The organism is Neobacillus sp. SRL179 (assembly GCF_984799095.1).
The window spans coordinates 3,164,846-3,185,065 of record NZ_OZ481792.1; the positions used below are offsets into that span (position 1 = coordinate 3,164,846).

The following is a 20,220-nucleotide window of genomic DNA, read 5'->3' on the forward strand; positions in this document are numbered from 1 at the left end:
GATTAATTATTATTCCTTTTTTATGTTAGCTAAATTAGGACTGTTTTACAAATGTTTTCGACTATACTACGCTCTTTTCGTCTTCTCATTGCTCTTGTTATCCTTATTCGCTATAATTAGAACCGCCATAACAAAGAAATGTATGGAAGAGGTGGAATTTTTATGATATTTGGACTTAAACTAAAAAATATATTGCTTATACTAGTTGGTACAGCCATTATGGCATTTGGTCTTGTTAATTTTAATATGCAAAATAAACTTGCCGAAGGGGGATTCACAGGCATAACCTTATTGTTTTATTTTATTTTTAAATGGGATCCTTCGTATACAAATTTAATACTCAATATTCCGTTGTTTTTTATTGGGTGGAAGATTTTAGGAAGAAACTCGTTTATTTATACGATTATTGGCACAGTTGGTGTTTCAATATTCTTATGGATCTTTCAACGGAATAGTATTAACATGCCGCTCGAGCACGATTTAACATTAGCTGCGCTCTTTGCAGGAGTTCTTACAGGAATTGGATTAGGAATCATCTTTCGGTCGGGCGGTACAACAGGCGGGGTTGATATCATTGCCCGGCTTGTCCAAAAATATGCCGGTTGGAATATGGGTAAGACGATGTTTTTATTCGATGCCTGTGTTATTACTCTTTCATTATTGACATATTTAAATTATAAACAAGCTATGTATACGCTTGTTGCTGTATATGTTAGTGCTCGGGTTATTGATTTCATGCAGGAAGGTGCCTACTCGGCACGTGGTGCGATGATTATTTCTGAAAAGAACGAACAAATAGCCGCCAAAATTATGGAGCAAATGGACCGAGGTGTTACGGCACTAAGGTCATATGGTTCCTATACAAAAATTGAACGAGATGTGTTGTATTGTGTGGTTGCAAAAAATGAAATAGTTCGCCTAAAAAATTTAATTACTTCAGTAGACCCGCATGCATTTGTTTCGATCTCTGAGGTCCATGATGTTCATGGTGAAGGTTTTACCCTTGACGAAAACAAAATGCCTATTGGTGAATAAAAAGAGCAATGTCCCCAGCGTGAGGACATTGCTCTTTTTTAATCATATAAGAATTTATAAGTTTTTACTTTGAGAAATGTCCAGCTTTAACGCCCTAGCGGCTAGTGTCCTTCGCTCTCCGCCCTACGATAAGTCAACATCGAATCACCTCCGGCTCTTCGTGTTTCCTTTATCTCAGTTGGAGCGCTCCAGGCCATACGCCGCTGACCAGGGCGCTTCCGCTTTTCTTAATCATCATTTCTATTCATACCGGTATAGATCAGCACCAGTCTTAATAGCTCAAGAACAGCGACTGCAGCAGCTGCAACATACGTAAGAGCAGCGGCACTTAAAACCTTTTTAGCCTCTCTTTCTTCCCGGTTCGCAACTAAGCCAAGGGATAACATTTGTTTAAGGGCACGGTTTGAAGCATTAAATTCAACAGGCAAAGTGATTACTTGGAAAAGAACAGCTGCAGCCATTAATATTATTCCAAGTAACAGCATTCCACTTAAATGAGCAAATATTCCAATCATAATGAGGATCCATGATGCATTGGAACCAAAATTAGCTACTGGAACTAACGCATGACGAAACCGTAAAAAAGCATATCCCTCTGCATCCTGAATAGCATGTCCACATTCATGGGCGGCAACGGCTGCGGCAGCAATAGAATTTCCGCGGAAGTTATCTGGCGACAGACGAACGGTTTTACTCCGAGGGTCATAATGATCACTTAAAAATCCGCGTCCTTCCTCAACTCCTACATTAAACAAACCATTTGCATTTAAGATCTCCCTAGCTACATCGGCACCTCTACGATAGGTTGATGTCGGTACCCGCGAATATTTTGTAAAGGTATTTTTCACTTTCATCTGTGCCCATAACGGGATAAGAACAATGATAGCAAAATAAATAAGGTAAAACATACTCTTCCTCCAAATCAGCTCGTGGTGTTATTGGCAGTGTGTAAAGCCGATTAGATGCATTAATCCTTTAGATCCCTAGAACGACCTTTTTTCAACTTTTTATCCCCTTGATACTTTCTCCAGCCTACATAGGATAATGTCATAATAATAATGCTACCTGTTGAAATAATCACCCACCAGAGTGACGGATCTGCCTCATCCTCTTCCATATTGGCAAAAAGATTCTTTAGGTCAGTGTCCAGCGCAGTAAGTTCCTGCTGACTTTTAGAATTATTGACAATTTGAGAACGATATTCATTAATAAAATCAATCCGTGCATCTAATCTTTGAATATTTTCCACTGGTACATCAATTTTCATACTTGGGTAGATAACATTATATAAGGATAAAAAGGTGTTAAAGTTTGTATGAAAATGGGCCGTATCACCCAGAATAGCTGCTTCCCTAGCTTGGTGAAATGAGGTCATAATTTGTTCTTCCATTTCGGTCCATAAAGGTTGATGACTTGTTGCTAATGCATCAATAACAAGACGAAACTTTGTTAGTTTATTTAGTCTTTCCTCATATTTCATATTGGGACTAACTGCTGCTTCCATAGCTTCATCATGGGACGTATTGACAATCCTAACCTCATCCATCGATAAAGGCTTATCTGTCCCAGTAATACTCGTAAACTGATCAGAAAAATAATCTAGTAATTTTTTTGCATCTTCATATCGTTGAAATTTCACCATTTGGAGTGCTTCATCTGATATATCATCGAGCTTCTCCATTGGCGATTGTTGTTCAGCGTATGCAGTAGCGGGAGTGAGCATAATGATAATTGTTAAAAAGAATAGCCATCTGATTTTCAATCCTTGTCCCCCCTTTCATTCTAATAAAATGTATGTAAGGTTGGACAAGGTTAGACCATCTTCAGTTATTTTATTTTTAGTTTAAACCTTTTGGGACGAATAACAAAATAATATGCTATTCCTATTGAAACAATCGATAACCAGAAAGTAAAGTATCCTATCTCAGGTGTATATTGGTCAAGCATATGATAGCTTGGCAGCATGAAAAAGACGTAATCAATAATATCATTATGAAGCGTCCAAATAGCCGCAACACTTAAATGCCACCACTTAAATCGATAAAAAGGGGAATACAAGAGCCCCTCGACAGCCATTGCAAAATGGGAAACAATCAACATAAATCCTATCCCATCTAGTTCTCCTTGAACAATAAAGACAAGAATATTCATGACTACTGCCCATATTCCGTATTTAAAAAGGGTTACAATAGCCAGCGCTTCTATTAATGGCCAATTTTTACGTAATAAAAAGGCTATAAGGACTAAAACAAAAAACAAACTTGCTGTAGGACTATCAGGGACAAAGGCAAGAAAAATGGCAGGTGTCTCTTTAAGCTGCCAACCATACCAATAATAGCCATATATAGTTCCAACAATATTAATGATCAATAAAAGCTTTAGAATTGATCGATTGGCTAAGAGTGGGTATATCCAACGCACGTGTACACCTCATTCAATGATATTTTGAATACTAACAGATAAAGAAAACTCGCCGATTGGCGAGCCTTAAGCGGTTCGTGAGGCATTGCCCTTTTGCAAAATAGGGAAGGTATAATTTCCTATCTGCTAAAAAAGCTGACGAAATGTTCGTCAGCTTTTAATCTTTTTAATTATTTGCCAAGTCCAGAAATGAATTCAGACAGTGTTTTCAACTGTGCATCATCGCCTTTAAAGACTCCAGCCGGCATTTTGCCTTTACCGTTTTTAGCAATCTTGGCTACTTCGTCAGCTGACAAACCATTGCCGATAAGTGTTGGGGCTCCCGCTCCACCTTGAAAGCTATCGCCATGACAAGTAATACATGTATTATCACTAGCAATTTTATACCCATCACTAGTTTTATCAATGTCTACTTTTTCTACAATCTTCCCTTGTCGTTCTGCAGCTGCCCAGTCATGAGTGGCAACAGATTGCCAAGTTAAAAACACAATAGCAGCAAGTGCTAACAGCATAAATCCTGTTGCTAACGGGCGCTTTCTTGGGCGGCGTTCAGGTCCAACATCAATGAAAGGTGCTAGTAGTAACCCGCCAAAAGCAAGTCCAGGAATAATCATTGCACCAATTACCGTATATGGACCAGATGCGAATGAATATTTTAACAATTGGTATAAAAATAAGAAATACCAGTCTGGTAATGGAATATAACCAGTATCCGTTGGGTCCGCTATCCTTTCAAGCGGTGCCGGATGGGCAACGGTTAAACAGAGAAAGCCTACTAGGAATACTGCTCCTACCATCCATTCTTTCAAAAGAAAGTTAGGCCAAAATGCTTCTGTTTTACCAGGGTATTCTGAGTAATCTTTCGGAAGTTTTGGCGTACGCATTTCGGGTGCAATAACACGTGAGTCGCCGACAAACTTCATACCTTTACCGCGATGCATTGAGCAATCCCCCTCCTTTTTTCTGTATTAAGATAATTATGTCAGAAAAATTGTTTTTAAAGTGGTCCAGATATACCTTGTCTACGAATCATAACAAAGTGAGCTGCCATTAACCCAAATAATACAGCCGGTAAAAAGAACACGTGGATGGCAAAGAATCGAGATAATGTCTGAGCTCCCACAATGCTTTCATGACCAGCCATTAACGTTTTCAGGTAAGGACCAAGGATCGGTGTTGCATCAATAATTTGAAGTGTAACCTTTGTCGCAAACAGCGCTTTCATGTCCCAAGGTAATAGATAACCAGTCAAACCAAGTCCAAGCATGACGAAGAAGATAAGAACTCCGACAACCCAGTTCAATTCACGTGGTTTCTTATAGGCCCCTTGGAAAAAGACACGTAACGTATGTAAAAACATCATTACAAGTACTAAACTGGCTCCCCAGTGATGCATTCCACGTACAATTTGACCAAATGCAACTTCATTTTGAAGATAATAAACAGATTCCCAGGCATTTTTAATATCCGGCACATAGTACATTGTCAAGAACATACCGGAAAGAATTTGAATGACTGTTATGAAAAAAGTCAACCCGCCAAAGCAGTATACAAACGCACTAAAATGATGTGCAGGGTTTACATGCTCTGGTACTTCATGGTCTGCGATATCGCGCCACATCGGCGTAATATCTAAACGTTCATCTACCCAGTCGTAAATTTTGTTTAACAATGATTACGCCTCCTTCCGTGGTTCAGCTTTACCTAAATAAACGTAACCGTCTTTTTCTTTCAATGGATATACATCAAGCGGTGCAAGCGGTGGTGTACCTTTAACATTTGTACCATCTTTCGTATAACGGCCGCCATGACATGGACAGTAGAATTGCTCTGGATGATCCTTATTAGTATTCCAGGCAACTGTACAGCCCAGATGCTTACAAGTAGGCGAAAGCGCTACAATTTTGTCTGTTTTATCATCACGATAAACCCAAGCCGTGTTGGTTACTTCAGACTCATACCACGCATCCTTTTGTTTAAATGAAAAGTCAACTCGAACCGGCTCTTTCGTTAAATCAGCTACCTTTTGCTTAGTAGCAATAAAATCTCCGCCTGCTTCCGCCTTAAGTACAGGATCGACTGCAAAGCGAACCATTGGCATTAGCATTCCCGCTGCCATGAAGCCGCCTACCCCTGTAAGTGTGTAGCTTAAAAATTGACGTCTTGATACGCGTTCTTTACTCATGTTTATCCCCCCCTTTATTCAAAAAGTTAAGTCCAGCGGACAATTATTAAACACATATAAAACTAGGACATAACAATGATATATCAATCTTCAAGTTAGGTCAATATCATACTATTTTAAAATATGGTAAGTTTCACTGAATATCATTCCACTTTTGCGTAAAAAGAGATAATAGTTGTTTAACTTGATTCTCAATTATCTCAGATTTCTGAGAGTTATTCATATGTTCAAGTGGCAGGGATGGAAGCCAAATTAATGAACCGTTTAACCTTTGTTCCTGCATCCGCCAATCCACTTCAGAAGTTATGTAAAATATATGCTTAAATTTACTCTCTACAATGCTTTGTTCCCAATTTAATAGATCAGTTACTACTTTTTCGCTGGGTTCTGTCTTTAAGTATGTAAAAGCAGGAAATAATAATATTCTCCCTGTAAACTGCCTTTCTAAATAACCTGTTAATAGTGTGATAAATTCAACTGCAGCAGCAGATTGTTTCATCTCTGTTCCGAATGAAAGTGAATTAATTGGAATGACTGCTGTATCCACATACTCCTTTGCACTTAAGTAAGTCTCAATCTCTTGAGGAATCCATTTCATACTATACACCAACCTTTTTGAATCACTAATTCTATAATAGCATTTTCTTCTAAAATAACAAAAGATATAGTGAATATTTCGACATAATTCTTTTAGTAATGCAAGAAAAAGGAAGCCTGCTTAACGCACACTTCCTTTTTCTTCTCTAACTTTTAATTTATTGAGTTTTTCTGTTAACAGCTGAAACGATTTTCGGTCTTGTTTATCAAGTGCATCGTCAATTAATTGCAAGAGTTTTTCACGTTGAAAGCGTTCAATACTACGCTGTAACAATTGTTCAGCAATAATACCATCCTTTTCATTCACTTGCAGATGTTTTGGTACAAATGGGTTCTCTTCTAGAACAGCTGCATACTGGTGTGCTTGGTTTGAGGCATGGAAATTTAATTGAATAAAAATATCCTCATCTCGATTAAGCCGGATATCATGAAAGGATTTTTCAGCATCAGTTGTCATAACATTTTCTTTATAAAACCTGAATGGTACTTTATCTACACAATGTGTAGACATGATTAGACCACGTGGACAGTACTGTGCTTGCTCAACAAAATGAACTTTTTCCATTAGTTGGTCGTGGCTCATTAAATAATTAAGAATCCAAACACATTCTCTTCTCTTTAATTGGTAATGATTTAAAAACCAGCGAATAAAGTCCTTCTTCTCGTTGACAGAAACAGGGGTTGCCATGATAGTTTCCCTCCTCTGTATATTCAGCTTATTTAATCGTTCACATTGGTTAGACGTTCGAGTAAATCCAAATACTCAACGTTTGTTGGATCCCCTTTTATCAGCTCTTTAAAAATTTCGGCGGCACGGTCGTTTTTTCCTTCCTCTATTAGAAAATAACCGTAATCAAGCAAAAAGTCTTGATTATGCTTAAAAAAAGTATATGCACTTTCATATTTGTCTAATGCGTCAGAAAAATTTTCAAGTTTATCAAAAGCAAGTGCTGCATCCCATATCAACTGGGGCTCTTCATCTCCTGTACTATCAAGCTGGGAGATCAAGTCAATAACATCGTCATACCTTTCTTGTTGGAAAAAGAGCTTATTTAACGTAAGGGCAGCCTCCAAAAAGCCAGGGTCTAATGCAAGTGCCTCACGAAAGTATTGTTCTGCTTCTTCCACTTTACCAAGTTTTAAAGATATTTTTCCACCGTAGAAGGATAACTCTTTATTGAATTCATCCTGTCTAATGCCATCTTTAATAGCTTGTAAACTATTTTCGAGTTCTTCTTCTCGTTCATATGCTTTTGCAAGATGTAAATAAAGCGAATGATATTCCTGATCAAGCTCTTTCAATTCATTGAATTTAACAATGGCTGTCCGATTATATCCGGCCTGAAGTGCTGTTAATGCATAGCCAAATAGTGTGTTAATCTCTAATTTTTCATCAAGTGCCTTGTCATAATAGGTTAGAGCCTCTTCAAAGGATCCAGAAGTACTTAATAAATCAGCCAGACGTCCATTTATGTTGACACCAGCAATTTCGACCTCTTCTGTTAAAACCCTCTCATAGGCATTTTTTGCCTTAATCACTTCGCCTTCCTCACTGTATAACTCTCCTAAAGCAAAATCAATAATGACTTCATCAGGCAATATCTGTTTTGCTTTTAATAGCTTCCTTTCACAAACTTCATAAAGGCCCTGGATTTGATAAAGGTCAGCTAACAATAACAATGCCGGTGCAAAATTTGCATCATGCTCCGAAATCTTCTCTAGGACAAGGATTGCCTCTTCTTCTTCGCCTGACTCCACAAATATTTCACCCAGGAGAACAAGAAGCTCTCCTTCTTCAGGATAAGATTCTAATAGGTTTTCAACTAAGGCTTTTGCTTCATCTAGAAAACCAAACTGATATAGTTCTTCTCCAAGCAAAAATTTTTCTTCTGGAAGACCATGTTGTAATACAACATTATATTCATTTAAGGCCTCTTTATGTTGGCCGTTCTCTAACAAACTAATAATTTTATTTACTCGATCCATTGGCTTTACCTCTTTCCCCCTTGAATTTACAAAGAAAAATAAGATGGGGTTCGCACCTTTACATGTTCTCCATTTCCTGGTTTAAATAAAACCCTCATACCTGAACGGACAACCTTTCCTTTGTGAACTGTAACTACAAGTCTATCACCATGATAATGAAAAAGATTTACTTCATCAACATTAATGACTTCTCTTCCTTTTACATATAGATTATAACTTAATTCCGTACCATTCATAAGGCTGCCCTTTTGAGGATAAAAACCAATTTTGTTTAGTACCTGAATTGACAATGGCTGATTTTCTACAATTACCTCCAATAATGCTGGAATTCTTTCTTTTTGCATTATAACTTTCCATTTCGACAAAACTGCCTTTTGCTCCTTCTTTTGTGAAGAAGAAATTATTGGAATCAGAGGACTATTAAATGGAAACAACGCCTCCCTTATCCAGCCCCACGGTACTTGATCTAACTCTTCTTGATTCTGATCGGTTAGCTGGATAAAGATAGCTGGAATCTTTAATTTTTTACAACTTCTTATAAAGGATGGAGATAGGAGATGGGGAGGAATCCTTACTCCAATCATAAAATCAAGAGGACAACTCATGAGTGCATTTTTCATTTGTCTCAATTTCTCAGTTAGTTCATTTTCAAGTGTGACATCTACGTACGTAAATAAAGTAGTTGAACCCTTTAATAAGAAATGTTCAGTCAAATATTCCTTTATAATCGGAAATGGCATAGAAGTGGGAATTTTGGAATCTAACAGAACATAGGTCGGGGTCATTATATATGGTTCAGCATTCATTTTCATATATCGATATTTTGAATTTTGTGCTTGTAACCTAGTTATTCGGTCATCATGAATTAATAGCGAACATGTAGTCAGATGCTTGTCTTTCAAAATATTGGCATTTTCAATAATATACATCGTCCACCGCCTAATATCATTCTTAAAGACAAGCTATGCTAAAAAATTGAAAACTATGACTCTGATTCAATCCCATTAATACCTTATTATGATTGACTGCATCTCTATTGATAGCTTGCCACTCAACTAAAAAAAGCTGCAATAAAAGCAGCTTTTTAGTCGATTAAACTATTTAAATGAGAAAAGAAGTTAGGGTATGAAACGGAAATAGATTCTGGATTTTCAAGGAATGTATCTTCGTCACACAAAAGAGCTGCTATTGCGAGCATCATACCAATCCGGTGATCACCATGGCTTGAGACGATTCCTCCATGCAGTTTGGATTTTCCATAAATGATCATCCCATCATCAGTTGCTTCAATGGAAGCCCCTAATTTTTTCAATTCATGAACAACTGTATCTATTCGATTTGTTTCTTTCACCTTTAATTCTTCTGCATCCTTGATAATGGTTGTACCTTCAGCCTGTGTTGCTAAAAGAGCAATAATTGGAATTTCATCAATAAGTTTTGGGATTAAGGCACCTTCCACAACTGTACCTTTAAGTGTAGATGTTTTAATAATGAGGTCGCCAACCGGTTCAAACGAATCCTCTTCCTGATTAATAATCTCTAAATTCGCACCCATTTTCTTCATAACATCAATGATTCCAGTTCTAGTTGGATTTAAGCCCACGTTTTTTAAGATCAGCTTACTGCCGGGAACAACAGCACCTGCAACAAGAAAAAAAGCAGCAGATGAAATATCTCCAGGAACATGAATGGTGGCTGCTTCCAATCTTTGTCCACCTTTAACAGTAATCATTTGATGATCTTTGTTGATTTCTCCGCCAAACTTACGAATCATTCTTTCTGTATGATCCCGTGTTTCGGCAGGTTCGATGATGGTACTTTCACCTTCAGCCTGCAGGCCTGCAAGGATTAGTGCAGACTTTACTTGAGCACTTGCTACAGGAAGTTCATATCGGATTGGTTGTAATTGGCCTCCACGAATGGAAATGGGTGTAAAGGCACCGTTTTTTCGACCATCCAATTTTGCTCCCATATTCGTTAATGGAACGGTTACCCTTGTCATGGGCCTCTTTGCAATGGACTCATCACCCACTAAAGAAGAGAAAAAGGGTCTTCCAGCTAAAATCCCCATTAATAAACGAATGGTTGTTCCTGAATTGCCAACATCCAATATTTCATTAGGTTCTACTAATCCCTCAAAACCATTTCCAAAGATGTGAAGTTTGCCATTAGTTTCTTCAATTGTTACGCCCAGCCTGCGAAAGCATGCGATTGTACTTAGACAATCGGCCCCAGGCAAAAAATTAGAAACAATTGTTTCTCCATAAGCAATGGAACCAAACATGACTGATCGATGTGAGATTGATTTATCTCCTGGAATGGTTATTTCACCATTTAAACCCTTTATATTATTCTTCAATGTTAATTCAGTCATCAGAAATCACCTTTATTTGTAAAATCAGAAGTTATACTCCAAAAAACTCCATTCACTCGCTTGGGAGTTTTTTAAGGACCAATCGATGTAGCAAAGCCAGAATAACTGCCAATACACTTTTCCGCCCTCTGTCGATCTTCTTCTGTTTGGAAGCTAATCACTAACACTCCATAAATATCCTCCCGCGTTTCAAGAATGCGGATATTAGTTATACTAATTCTCTCTTTCGCTAAAAATCCAGTTATTTCAGAAATCACACCAGGATAATCGGGAATATCGACAAACAAATCATAAAATGATGGAATCGCACCTTTTTCCCTAATCGGCAGGCCATCACGGAATTGCTTAGCCTGTCTAAAATAGTCAAAAATAGCCGAACTATTTTTTTGTTCTAAAAGGGTTTTAACATCCTTCATTTCATCTAGCCATTGATTAAGTAATTCGATTAATATTTCACTATTATGAAGCAGAATATCTTTCCACATTTCCGGACTGCTTGAAGCAATACGAGTAATATCCCGAAAACCGCCTGCAGCAAGCCGAGGGATAAGACTGTCTGTTTCTGAAAGTTTTTCAGTTTGACGAACAATGGATGCTGCAATAATATGTGGAAAATGACTGACAATTCCTGTTAGATAATCATGATTCTTGGGGGCAATCGTTAAAAACTTTGCATGTGTGCCGATTAACCAATCCTTTAATTTTTCTACACTTGTACTGTCTATATGTTCTTCAGGAGTTAACAAATAAAATGCATTTTCAAATAATATTTCCTTGGCTGCTGAGACGCCGCTTTTATGGGAACCAGCCATTGGATGGCCTCCAATAAATGTGATGCCCTGTGTTTTTAAGCACCTGGCATTGCGGACAATTTCCATTTTTGTACTTCCTGTATCTGTCACAATTACATTAGGATTAAGTGGAAGTTCAGATAATAGTTGGATAATCTCTGCTGTGTGAGTAACCGGTGCTGCAATAATAATTAAATCTGTGTTCGTCGCACCAATTTGTATTGACTCTGCTATCTCATCAATAACACCAAGCATTTTTGCCAGTCTAGCTTGTTCGCTATTGATATCATAGCCAACAATTACTGCCTCTTTATGTTCCTTTTTAATACATAATGCTAAGGAACCGCCAATTAATCCTAAGCCAATGACAAAAACCCTGCCTTTCAATGTTAATCCCCCTATTTAGTGAATAATTCCCCTCACTTCGTTTGTAGAAAGTCACTTAATGCTTTTAGGACACCTTCATTTTGTTCAGTAGAACCAACCGTAATTCTTACCGATGTTGGAAAACCAAGAGCCTTTCCGGAACGAACGATATACCCTTTTTCTTGCAAATATTGAAAAATTATATCCCCGTCAATTTTGAAGTCAATTAAGATAAAATTCGTCTGAGTTGGATAAAAGTCCAGCTGATGCTGCTCACAGAACGCATAAAATTGAGCGAGACCTTGCCTATTTTTCTGTTTACAACTATCCACAAAATCTTGATCACCAAGTGCAGCGCTAGCTGCTAACTGCCCTAATGAATTTACATTAAACGGTTCCCTAGCTGGTTCAAGTGCCTTGATTATGGATCGATTAGCCACACCATAGCCAACCCTAAGTGCTGCCAATCCATATATTTTTGAAAAAGTTCTAAGTACAATTAGATTTTCATATTTACGCGTTAAACTAATGGAATCATAATAATCTTCTGCAATTACATATTCAAAATACGCTTCATCAAGTACCACAAGAATATGTGATGGAACACTATCTAAAAATGCCGTTAACTTATTTTCTGGTATATATGTACCTGTGGGATTATTTGGACTACATACCCATATGATATTCGTTTGTTCATCAATAGCTTCCAACATTGCATCTAAATCATGTTCGCCATTTATAAGTGGAATCTCTTTTATAATGGCTCCTTCAATTACTGCATTATGCTTATATTGTGAAAAGGTTGGTGTCGCCATAATTGTATTTGCATTGGGATGCAAAAGGGATCTTGAGATCATTTGGATAAGGTTATCTGAACCATTCCCTAAAATAAGTTCATCCTCCTCAACCTTTAAAAAGGCTGCAAGGGCTGCCCTTAAATTCGTTGCATAGCCATCTGGATAAATAGCCAAACTGGTTGGATTGGAGTTAAGAACAGCATGTACCTGTTCTGAACATCCAAATGGATTTTCATTCGATGCAAGTTTGACAATTCTATCCAAATTAAATTGTTTCTTTACAGCCTCAATTGATTTCCCTGGTTGATAGGGAGTTAGTGTTAATAATTGTTCTTTCCATCTCATATAGCCCACTCCATTTGCTTAAAAGTATGGTTTCTTCCCTTTATTATAGCTTATTTCAAGTTAGGACTGCTTAGGTCTGGTCTTAACACCTTGGCCTCATTTAAATAGATATGGACAATTTCCTCTTGTGTAAGGTTTGTATTAACATGTAACATTACCCTAACACAATTGGTTAAGGAATTTGTAACAGGCATTTCCCTCATACACATCACAGGAACATAGGTCCAGCCGGCAAATTTCCGCAAAGCTTTTGCTGGAAAGGCAGCATTTATATCTTCGGTCGTTGATATAAATACGGATGCAACGGATTCAGGTTGAATTTGATTTACCATAATTAATTTTGCTATAAGCTCCTCAGTGGCATTAATAATGGCTTCCTCAGTATTAGCACTAACCGTCGTTGCTCCCCTCACCCCTCTAATCATAAAAAATCCCCCTTGTATTAAAAACTTGATAATTCTTTTAATAGTTCTTTATCAGATATTTCTTGAAGACGTGGCATGCCTAATTGTTCTAGCAATACAAAGCGAATAGACTCTCCTACAGACTTCTTATCTTGTTTCATTTTATCAATTAATCTTTCAAGCGATAATGAGGTTGGAATGGTTGTTTCATATCCCAACTGTTTAACCCAGTTGCTAAACTCACTTAACTGAAAGTCGAAATTGAGCGAGTCTCTACTTAATTTCAAAGCAAAAATCATTCCTATCATAACGGCTTCACCATGTGTAAAATTACCATAACCCATTTCTGCTTCAATTGCATGGCCAAGGGTATGTCCAAAATTCAAGTACGCACGAATACCAGTTTCTCGCTCATCTTGGGAAACGAATTTATTTTTAACCTTTATCCCTTTCACTAATGAATAGGTTAATTGCTCTACTGTTATCGAATTTAAGTCCTGAATGTTTTCTGTCAGCCACTTTAAAAAAGGAGGATCACTAATAAGTGCGTGTTTTATAACCTCAGCAAACCCTGAGCGGATTTCTTGGATGGATAGAGTCTTTAATAATTCAAGATCATAAAATACTGCTTCTGGCTGATAAAAAGCCCCAATCATATTTTTTCCAAGCGGGTGATTAATGGCCACTTTACCGCCCACGGCACTATCATGTGCAAGGATGGTTGTTGGAATCTGAATAAAAGGAATTCCCCTCATAAAGGATGCTGCAACAAACCCTGTTAGATCACCAACGGCTCCCCCACCGTAAGAAAGAATAACTGATTTACGATCCAGGCGGCTTTCCAATGCCGTTGATAGTGCCTCATAATATACTTCAAAGGTTTTCGCCTTTTCACCTGCAGGAGTGGTGAAAATAACAGGATTCCAATTTTGAAGTACTTGTTGTAATTTACTAAGATGGAGCTTAGAGACAGTTTCATCTGTAATAATAAATAGTTTGGTAAGGTCTGTAAAATGAGTCATTAAAAATGAAGGCAACTCGTTTCTTATTCCTTCTCCAACAAAAACAGGATAATTTTTTGATTCAGTTTGAATTTGAATGATTTCCATTAAAACTCCCTCGCAAATTCCCGTTGCCTATTAATTTCATCAAGAAAAGTATCAAAACGGTCACTATAAAATTGTTCAATAAGTGCATTTGCCAGCTCCCATGCTACAACGTTCTCAGCGACTACTGCTGCCGCAGGGACAGCGCAACTGTCAGAACGTTCAACGCTTGCAGCAAATGGCTCTTTTGTTTCGATATCAACACTCATTAGTGGTTTATAAAGGGTTGGTATTGGTTTCATAACACCTCTTACTACAATTGGCATACCTGTTGTCATACCTCCCTCAAAACCACCTAATCGATTTGTCTTGCGATAATAACCTCTCTCCGCGTCCCAGGCAATTTCATCGTGCACCTGACTTCCTGGCTTGCTCGCAGCTTCAAAGCCAATGCCGATTTCAACGCCTTTAAATGCGTTTATACTCATAATTGCGGCCGCTAATTTCCCATCCAATTTACGATCATAATGAACATAGCTTCCAATTCCTGCAGGCATACCAGTTGCGATTACCTCCACAATCCCGCCAATCGAATCCCCATTTTTCTTAGCTTCATCAATAGCTGCCATCATTTTTTGCTCTACTTTAGTATCTGCTGTCCGAACGGGTGAATTCTCGGCTCGCTCCCTGAGAACGTCAAATGGCAGAGAGGAATCCACTTCGGCTCTAACTCCGCCAATTTCAATGACATGAGCGGCAATTTCCACACCAACCAGTGATAAAAGTTTCTTAGCAACAGCCCCTGCTGCTACTCTTACTGTTGTTTCACGGGCGGAAGAACGTTCTAATACATTTCTCATATCCCGATGGCCGTATTTAATAGCACCATTTAAATCGGCATGGCCAGGTCTAGGTCGGGTCACCTTCCGCTTTATTTCAGCCTCTTGATCTTCCTCAATTGCCTCAATTCCCATAATCTTTGTCCAATGTGTCCAGTCATTGTTTTTCACCACTAAAGTGATTGGTGATCCTAGAGTACGTCCATGACGTACCCCAGACACAATTTCGACTGTATCTTTTTCAATTTGCATCCTTCGTCCACGCCCATAGCCTTGTTGGCGTCTAGCCAGCTCATTATTTATATCTGATGGTGCAAGCAGCATTCCTGCAGGTAACCCTTCGAGGATGGTAGTTAGCTGCGGTCCATGCGACTCTCCTGCTGTTAAATATCTCATACCCATTTCCTTTCCCCCTTCAACTCATTAAAGAATTTTGTATCAATATAACATATTGAGCGAAATAAGCCTAGACTATTCAGAAAATAAGGATAAATTTTTATCATTACTTTGAAAACAGTAAGATCGTGGAACCAATGGCCGATGCATAGGCTTCTCTATCTATTTACAAAAAAACACTCGTATATTTACTATACAAGTGTCGTTAAGTGTTAAATTAGTATACCCATTCGTTTACAAGCTTGGAGTATTCAACCAATTCAGCTTCTTTAAAGAATAAACCGATTTCACGTACTGCACTGGTTGGTGAATCGGAGCCATGAATGACATTTTTACCAACAGTTAGTCCAAAATCACCGCGAAGTGTTCCAGGAGCAGCATCTTTAGGATTAGTAGCCCCCATCATTTGTCTGGCAGTTGCAATAACATTTTCTCCTTGCCATACCATTGCAAATACAGGACCTGATGTAATGAAATCGACTAATTCTCCAAAGAACGGACGCTCCTTATGCTCACCATAATGCTCCTCCGCAAGCTCATTCGGAATGCTCATTAATTTAGCTCCAACCAATTGAAAGCCCTTTCTTTCAAATCGTGCAACTATTTCTCCAATTAGATTACGCTGAACACCATCTGGCTTTACCATTAAAAATGTTTTTTCCATGAATTCCACTCCTAATTTAGTATGTATATTGATTGTTAGAAGTTAACAATCCATGGAAAATGTTATCATTTTTTTGAATATTTAGCAAGCTGGCACATAAAAGCTCTTTTTCGATGGTAGGAATGTCTTTTTCAAAAAGATACCCTTTCCTCCCAATGAGTTACTTAAGATTTATGTACTTTAAAATTTTCTTCTTCCTATATACTTTGCAATATCACGTAGCGTCTTTTTGGCTTTATTTTCTGGAAAATCATTGAGCAAATCCAGTGCTTTATTCAAATAATGATCGCTTAGTGATACCGATTTTTCAATAGCACCGGTTTGTTTTATTAGGGAAATGATGTTTTCCCTTTCTATAGGATTCATATGTTCATGAACTTTTTCAATTTCTTGCTTAATCTGCTTATTTTCCATTGCAAACAACACAGGAGCAGTTATATTCCCCTGAATTAGATCGCTTCCTGCTGGTTTTCCCAGTTTCTCTTCTGTTGATGTAAAGTCTAAAATATCATCGATAATCTGATAAGACATTCCAACATAATAACCAAAACGGAAAAGTTTTTTGTGAAGTGACTCATCAACATCAGCAGCAATTGCCCCTAATTGGCAGCTTGCAGCAATTAAGAGAGCCGTCTTTCGTTTAATCCTGCGAAGGTAATCCCGCATATTTTGATTAAAGCGATACTTATCTTTTATTTGCTGTATTTCCCCAATGGTTACTTCTACCATTGTATTAGCCAATATTTGATGGGCTAGCGGTTTTTCAATTTTTGCCATTAATTCTAGTGCGAGAGCAAAAACAAAGTCACCCGTATACATAGCTATTTTGTTATCCCATTTAGCTTTAACCGTTGGTTGTCCTCTGCGAAGGTCGGCATTATCGATTACATCATCATGGACTAGAGATGCCATATGAATAAGTTCAAGGGCAACAGCCACATTCTTCATGACATTAATATCGTATTGACCAAATTTACCCGCAAGCAAAACAAAAACAGGACGAATTCTTTTTCCTCCGGCTTGTAATGTATGCATAGAAGCTTGTTTCAATAGAAGAGACTCTGGTTGAATCGTCTCTTCCAGCTCTTTTTCAATTATGTTAATATCCGAATTCAAAAATGAATACATCATTTTTAATTTCATTTGTATTCACCCTGCTTTTCATCCTGTCTTCATGTTCTATCCATTTCATTTTTTTCCGATATGAACTGCCGCCGCTCCACCACTATAAGGTTTATATTTCACTTCTTTAAAACCAGCTTGGTCAAAAAGTTTGGCAAGTTCTCTCATACCAGGAAAATCACGCGCGGATTCTTGAAGCCAAGAATATTCTCTATAGCTTTTTGCTAGCAATTTGCCAAACAACGGCATTATAAAACGAAAATAAAAATAATAGAGCTGTTTATAACCGATCAAAGTAGGCTGCGACGTTTCTAAACAAACAGCAATCCCCCCAGGTTTAACAACACGGCGCATTTCTTTTAAGACCTGTAGATAATCCGGAACATTCCTTAAACCAAACCCTATTGTTACATAATCAAAGGTATTATCAGGAAAGGGAAGTTCCATAGCATTACCATGGATTAATTGAACTTGGTCAAGACCTAACTGTTTAACCTTTTCAACCCCAACATTTAACATGTTTTGACTAAAGTCTAATCCCGTAACACTACCTGTAGGACCAACCGCTTCTGCTAAAGCAATCGTCCAATCTGCAGTTCCACAACACACATCAAGAGCTTTTGAACCCGGCCGAACATTCATTCTTTTCATGGTGTCTTTCCGCCACTTAATGTGCTGTTGGAAACTAATAACTGAATTCATTTTATCATAGTTATCAGAAATTTTTTCAAACACATTGTGAACGCGCTCTTCTTTCGATTGCTGCATGGTTCACCCTTCTTCCACAAAAGTTTTTGCACTTGGCTGGTATTGATTTAATAGCGAAGTAATCCTTTGATCTAGCAAGTCATTGGAGTATGGAAATTGCTTTAATCCTTTTTCAAGCATATATTTTAAATGTTCAAGATAATGGTCACAAATTTGAATTAAATGAGAACGTTGTTCACCTGTTAAGTCACCCAAATTTAACTCACTGTCAGATAAAATAATTTTCTTCATCGAATCAAAAACTACTGAGCTCTTTGTTTGAAAAAATAACCTTTTTTCATTTACTAATCGTTTGAATAATAATAAATTGGCTAGGAAGTCATTCCATAAATCCACTTTAAAATAATCAGTAATCTTCGTAATCAAGGAACTTTCCATTCGTTTAATGCAGGTCATTAGTCTTTCGATTCCTTCAATTTCACTTTGGTAAATAAGTACTTTATTTTCATTGACTTCCTTTACTCCTTTTGAGAGTAAATTAATTATCATGATATCTTCCGAATCAGCAAGAAGTTTATAATAAAGACCGCTAAAATAATCCCCAGCGAGAACAGTTAATTGACGATTTTTTTCAATTATCGATGCATTTGATATTTTCTCATGGGTATCAAGGGCAATCTGAATTAACATGGTTGATAAAGCATAGTTCTGAATTTCATTATAGGACAATTCATGTCGTTCCATTATTGAGACTAGAATAAGTAACTTATCTTCATCAATAATTGGAGGTTCAATATGTTCGAGCAAGTAAGCATTTAAAACCTTTTTTTCGACTTGCTCTTTCACCGCTGTATAAATTTGCCGAATGTCCTGCACGCTGATCACCCTTGCTTCCCCGAAATAATATCTATATGTATTCTATATTGTCTATTTGAATAATAATTTCATGCTAAAAAAGAAGAAAAATCACGATCTCTTTTAATAACAAGCAGACCCAATTATACCATAAAAGGCTTCGTATGGGCAGAAATTCACAAAATAATCACTTTAACTATCGTTATGTTTTAAAACGTAAAAATGCTAGAAGAACACCTATTATTTGTTTGTTTCACTTTCTACTTCGCCAAATTGAGTAAGAACTTTAGCGTTCCCTCTAATTTTAATTGCCGAAGTATGTTCGGTGAACTGTGCAATCAGTACTTCACCTTTATCAAGCTTTTCCGAATGATGAAACTTTGTATCAGAACCTCTAGTCAGCCCTATTACATTGACACCATCATCATTAGCTTTTATGACTATATAATCACTATTTTGCTGGTTGCGCTTTTCCACTATAATCACTCCAAATAGTTGTTAAGAATATCACAACTAATATTTTATTAAGGTCAGTATTTCAGAACGAGCATTTGCATCATCAGCCAGAACTCCGCGAACTGCAGTCGTAACAGTTTTCGCACCTGGTTTTTTTACGCCTCTCATGGTCATACACATGTGTTCTGCTTCGACAACAACCATCACACCATGCGGGTCCAGCTTTTCCATTATGCTGTCTGCCACAGTCGATGTAATCCGTTCTTGCAGTTGAGGTCTTTTCGCAACTGATTCAACTGCTCGAGCTAATTTACTTAATCCAGTTACATGTCCATTTTGTGGAATATAGGCCACATGAACCTTTCCAAAGAATGGCACAAGATGGTGTTCACACATTGAATAAAATGGAATATCTTTAACCAATACTAATTCTTCATGTTCTTCACTGAATATAGTTTCAAAATGTTCCTTTGGGTCCTCATTTAATCCACTAAATACTTCTTCATACATCTTTGCTACTCTTTTTGGTGTATCAAGCAGCCCTTCACGGTTTGGGTCTTCACCGATTGCTTCTAATATTAAACGTACCGCCTCTTCTATTTGGGTACGATTGACCTTTGACATACCAAATTCCCCCTAAAGTGTATCATCAAGTATAGACGACAAATACATATTAGCACAATCTTTTCTATGCAAGCAAAAATAAGAAATATGTCCATGTCACGTTACGAAGGTCGAGAAGAACTTATATTAAAGTAAATAGAAAAAAGGCCATGGACTTTTTCCATGACCTTTTTGCTTAAGCCAATCGCTCGGGAGCAATAATTTATGTA

The 20,220-nt window shown here is 37.5% G+C and carries 23 protein-coding genes; 1 reads left to right on the forward strand and 22 read right to left on the reverse strand.

Annotated elements, in window-relative coordinates; genetic code table 11:
* Nucleotides 1–162: 162 nt before the first annotated feature.
* Nucleotides 163–1,035 carry a YitT family protein gene (locus AC4E8C_RS15570; protein WP_490207568.1) on the forward strand — a complete coding sequence of 291 codons (873 nt, stop codon included), beginning with the start codon at nt 163–165 and terminating at the stop codon, nt 1,033–1,035.
* 227 nt (nt 1,036–1,262) lie between these two features.
* Here AC4E8C_RS15570 and AC4E8C_RS15575 read toward each other — a convergent pair whose 3' ends face one another.
* From AC4E8C_RS15575 to folE, 22 genes are all read right to left on the reverse strand, one after another.
* Nucleotides 1,263–1,943, reverse strand: a complete 681-nt coding sequence (locus tag AC4E8C_RS15575; protein WP_490207569.1) for a zinc metallopeptidase — start codon at nt 1,941–1,943, stop codon at nt 1,263–1,265.
* A gap of 59 nt (nt 1,944–2,002) precedes the next feature.
* Nucleotides 2,003–2,797 (reverse strand): sporulation protein YpjB, encoded by a 795-nt coding sequence (gene ypjB / locus AC4E8C_RS15580; protein WP_490207570.1) that lies wholly within the window; start codon nt 2,795–2,797, stop codon nt 2,003–2,005.
* A 65-nt stretch (nt 2,798–2,862) separates the two neighbouring features.
* Nucleotides 2,863–3,456 carry a lipoprotein heptaprenylglyceryl N-acetyltransferase LhaT gene (lhaT, locus tag AC4E8C_RS15585; protein ID WP_490207571.1) on the reverse strand — a complete coding sequence of 198 codons (594 nt, stop codon included), beginning with the start codon at nt 3,454–3,456 and terminating at the stop codon, nt 2,863–2,865.
* A gap of 170 nt (nt 3,457–3,626) precedes the next feature.
* Entirely contained in the window at nt 3,627–4,397 is a 771-nt protein-coding gene (locus AC4E8C_RS15590) for a c-type cytochrome (protein WP_490207572.1), read from the reverse strand.
* Nucleotides 4,398–4,453: 56 nt separating this feature from the next.
* A complete protein-coding gene (gene qcrB / locus AC4E8C_RS15595) occupies nt 4,454–5,128 on the reverse strand; it encodes a menaquinol-cytochrome c reductase cytochrome b subunit (RefSeq protein ID WP_490207573.1) in 675 nt (224 codons plus the stop codon).
* Nucleotides 5,129–5,131: 3 nt separating this feature from the next.
* A complete protein-coding gene (locus AC4E8C_RS15600; RefSeq protein WP_490207574.1) occupies nt 5,132–5,641 on the reverse strand; it encodes a QcrA and Rieske domain-containing protein in 510 nt (169 codons plus the stop codon).
* Nucleotides 5,642–5,774: 133 nt separating this feature from the next.
* Entirely contained in the window at nt 5,775–6,239 is a 465-nt protein-coding gene (locus tag AC4E8C_RS15605; RefSeq protein ID WP_490207575.1) for a YpiF family protein, read from the reverse strand.
* 120 nt (nt 6,240–6,359) lie between these two features.
* Nucleotides 6,360–6,926, reverse strand: a complete 567-nt coding sequence (locus AC4E8C_RS15610) for a ReoY family proteolytic degradation factor (RefSeq protein ID WP_490207576.1) — start codon at nt 6,924–6,926, stop codon at nt 6,360–6,362.
* A gap of 32 nt (nt 6,927–6,958) precedes the next feature.
* The gene (locus tag AC4E8C_RS15615) at nt 6,959–8,224 is read right to left on the reverse strand and encodes a tetratricopeptide repeat protein (RefSeq protein WP_490207577.1); all 1,266 of its coding nucleotides are present in this window, start codon (nt 8,222–8,224) and stop codon (nt 6,959–6,961) included.
* A 26-nt stretch (nt 8,225–8,250) separates the two neighbouring features.
* On the reverse strand, nt 8,251–9,153 hold the full coding sequence (locus AC4E8C_RS15620; protein WP_490207578.1) for a hypothetical protein: 903 nt from the start codon (nt 9,151–9,153) through the stop codon (nt 8,251–8,253).
* A gap of 155 nt (nt 9,154–9,308) precedes the next feature.
* On the reverse strand, nt 9,309–10,598 hold the full coding sequence (gene aroA / locus AC4E8C_RS15625; RefSeq protein WP_490207579.1) for a 3-phosphoshikimate 1-carboxyvinyltransferase: 1,290 nt from the start codon (nt 10,596–10,598) through the stop codon (nt 9,309–9,311).
* A 71-nt stretch (nt 10,599–10,669) separates the two neighbouring features.
* On the reverse strand, nt 10,670–11,776 hold the full coding sequence (locus AC4E8C_RS15630; RefSeq protein WP_490207580.1) for a prephenate dehydrogenase: 1,107 nt from the start codon (nt 11,774–11,776) through the stop codon (nt 10,670–10,672).
* 32 nt (nt 11,777–11,808) lie between these two features.
* Nucleotides 11,809–12,897, reverse strand: a complete 1,089-nt coding sequence (gene hisC, locus AC4E8C_RS15635; RefSeq protein ID WP_490207581.1) for a histidinol-phosphate transaminase — start codon at nt 12,895–12,897, stop codon at nt 11,809–11,811.
* Between the two features lie 50 nt (nt 12,898–12,947).
* Nucleotides 12,948–13,322, reverse strand: coding sequence for a chorismate mutase (aroH, locus tag AC4E8C_RS15640; protein WP_490207582.1), 375 nt, complete (start codon nt 13,320–13,322; stop codon nt 12,948–12,950).
* A 17-nt stretch (nt 13,323–13,339) separates the two neighbouring features.
* Entirely contained in the window at nt 13,340–14,410 is a 1,071-nt protein-coding gene (gene aroB, locus AC4E8C_RS15645) for a 3-dehydroquinate synthase (RefSeq protein ID WP_490207583.1), read from the reverse strand.
* Nucleotides 14,410–15,582 (reverse strand): chorismate synthase, encoded by a 1,173-nt coding sequence (gene aroC / locus AC4E8C_RS15650; RefSeq protein ID WP_490212585.1) that lies wholly within the window; start codon nt 15,580–15,582, stop codon nt 14,410–14,412. The genes aroB and aroC overlap by 1 nt, the downstream gene beginning before the upstream one ends.
* Nucleotides 15,583–15,799: 217 nt before the next feature.
* Nucleotides 15,800–16,246 carry a nucleoside-diphosphate kinase gene (gene ndk / locus AC4E8C_RS15655; RefSeq protein ID WP_490207584.1) on the reverse strand — a complete coding sequence of 149 codons (447 nt, stop codon included), beginning with the start codon at nt 16,244–16,246 and terminating at the stop codon, nt 15,800–15,802.
* Nucleotides 16,247–16,426: 180 nt separating this feature from the next.
* Nucleotides 16,427–17,389 carry a heptaprenyl diphosphate synthase component II gene (gene hepT / locus AC4E8C_RS15660; protein WP_490207585.1) on the reverse strand — a complete coding sequence of 321 codons (963 nt, stop codon included), beginning with the start codon at nt 17,387–17,389 and terminating at the stop codon, nt 16,427–16,429.
* 45 nt (nt 17,390–17,434) lie between these two features.
* A complete protein-coding gene (locus tag AC4E8C_RS15665; RefSeq protein WP_490207586.1) occupies nt 17,435–18,136 on the reverse strand; it encodes a demethylmenaquinone methyltransferase in 702 nt (233 codons plus the stop codon).
* 3 nt (nt 18,137–18,139) lie between these two features.
* Nucleotides 18,140–18,961, reverse strand: coding sequence for a heptaprenyl diphosphate synthase component 1 (locus tag AC4E8C_RS15670; RefSeq protein ID WP_490207587.1), 822 nt, complete (start codon nt 18,959–18,961; stop codon nt 18,140–18,142).
* Nucleotides 18,962–19,171: 210 nt separating this feature from the next.
* Complete coding sequence (gene mtrB / locus AC4E8C_RS15675; RefSeq protein ID WP_490207588.1) at nt 19,172–19,408, reverse strand: trp RNA-binding attenuation protein MtrB; 237 nt, start codon at nt 19,406–19,408, stop codon at nt 19,172–19,174.
* Nucleotides 19,409–19,444: 36 nt separating this feature from the next.
* Nucleotides 19,445–20,011 (reverse strand): GTP cyclohydrolase I FolE, encoded by a 567-nt coding sequence (folE, locus tag AC4E8C_RS15680; protein ID WP_490207589.1) that lies wholly within the window; start codon nt 20,009–20,011, stop codon nt 19,445–19,447.
* Between the last annotated feature and the right edge of the window lie 209 nt (nt 20,012–20,220).

What these genes read in the sequence shown, in the direction of transcription:
- AC4E8C_RS15570 (WP_490207568.1), top strand. Translation starts at nt 163, where the DNA reads ATGATATTTGGACTTAAACTAAAAAATATATTGCTTATACTAGTTGGT.
- AC4E8C_RS15575 (WP_490207569.1), bottom strand. Translation starts at nt 1,943, where the DNA reads ATGTTTTACCTTATTTATTTTGCTATCATTGTTCTTATCCCGTTATGG.
- AC4E8C_RS15590 (WP_490207572.1), bottom strand. Translation starts at nt 4,397, where the DNA reads ATGCATCGCGGTAAAGGTATGAAGTTTGTCGGCGACTCACGTGTTATT.
- AC4E8C_RS15600 (WP_490207574.1), bottom strand. Translation starts at nt 5,641, where the DNA reads ATGAGTAAAGAACGCGTATCAAGACGTCAATTTTTAAGCTACACACTT.
- AC4E8C_RS15605 (WP_490207575.1), bottom strand. Translation starts at nt 6,239, where the DNA reads ATGAAATGGATTCCTCAAGAGATTGAGACTTACTTAAGTGCAAAGGAG.
- AC4E8C_RS15610 (WP_490207576.1), bottom strand. Translation starts at nt 6,926, where the DNA reads ATGGCAACCCCTGTTTCTGTCAACGAGAAGAAGGACTTTATTCGCTGG.
- AC4E8C_RS15615 (WP_490207577.1), bottom strand. Translation starts at nt 8,224, where the DNA reads ATGGATCGAGTAAATAAAATTATTAGTTTGTTAGAGAACGGCCAACAT.
- AC4E8C_RS15620 (WP_490207578.1), bottom strand. Translation starts at nt 9,153, where the DNA reads ATGTATATTATTGAAAATGCCAATATTTTGAAAGACAAGCATCTGACT.
- aroA (WP_490207579.1), bottom strand. Translation starts at nt 10,598, where the DNA reads ATGACTGAATTAACATTGAAGAATAATATAAAGGGTTTAAATGGTGAA.
- hisC (WP_490207581.1), bottom strand. Translation starts at nt 12,897, where the DNA reads ATGAGATGGAAAGAACAATTATTAACACTAACTCCCTATCAACCAGGG.
- aroH (WP_490207582.1), bottom strand. Translation starts at nt 13,322, where the DNA reads ATGATTAGAGGGGTGAGGGGAGCAACGACGGTTAGTGCTAATACTGAG.
- aroB (WP_490207583.1), bottom strand. Translation starts at nt 14,410, where the DNA reads ATGGAAATCATTCAAATTCAAACTGAATCAAAAAATTATCCTGTTTTT.
- aroC (WP_490212585.1), bottom strand. Translation starts at nt 15,582, where the DNA reads ATGAGATATTTAACAGCAGGAGAGTCGCATGGACCGCAGCTAACTACC.
- ndk (WP_490207584.1), bottom strand. Translation starts at nt 16,246, where the DNA reads ATGGAAAAAACATTTTTAATGGTAAAGCCAGATGGTGTTCAGCGTAAT.
- hepT (WP_490207585.1), bottom strand. Translation starts at nt 17,389, where the DNA reads ATGAAATTAAAAATGATGTATTCATTTTTGAATTCGGATATTAACATA.
- AC4E8C_RS15665 (WP_490207586.1), bottom strand. Translation starts at nt 18,136, where the DNA reads ATGCAGCAATCGAAAGAAGAGCGCGTTCACAATGTGTTTGAAAAAATT.
- folE (WP_490207589.1), bottom strand. Translation starts at nt 20,011, where the DNA reads ATGTCAAAGGTCAATCGTACCCAAATAGAAGAGGCGGTACGTTTAATA.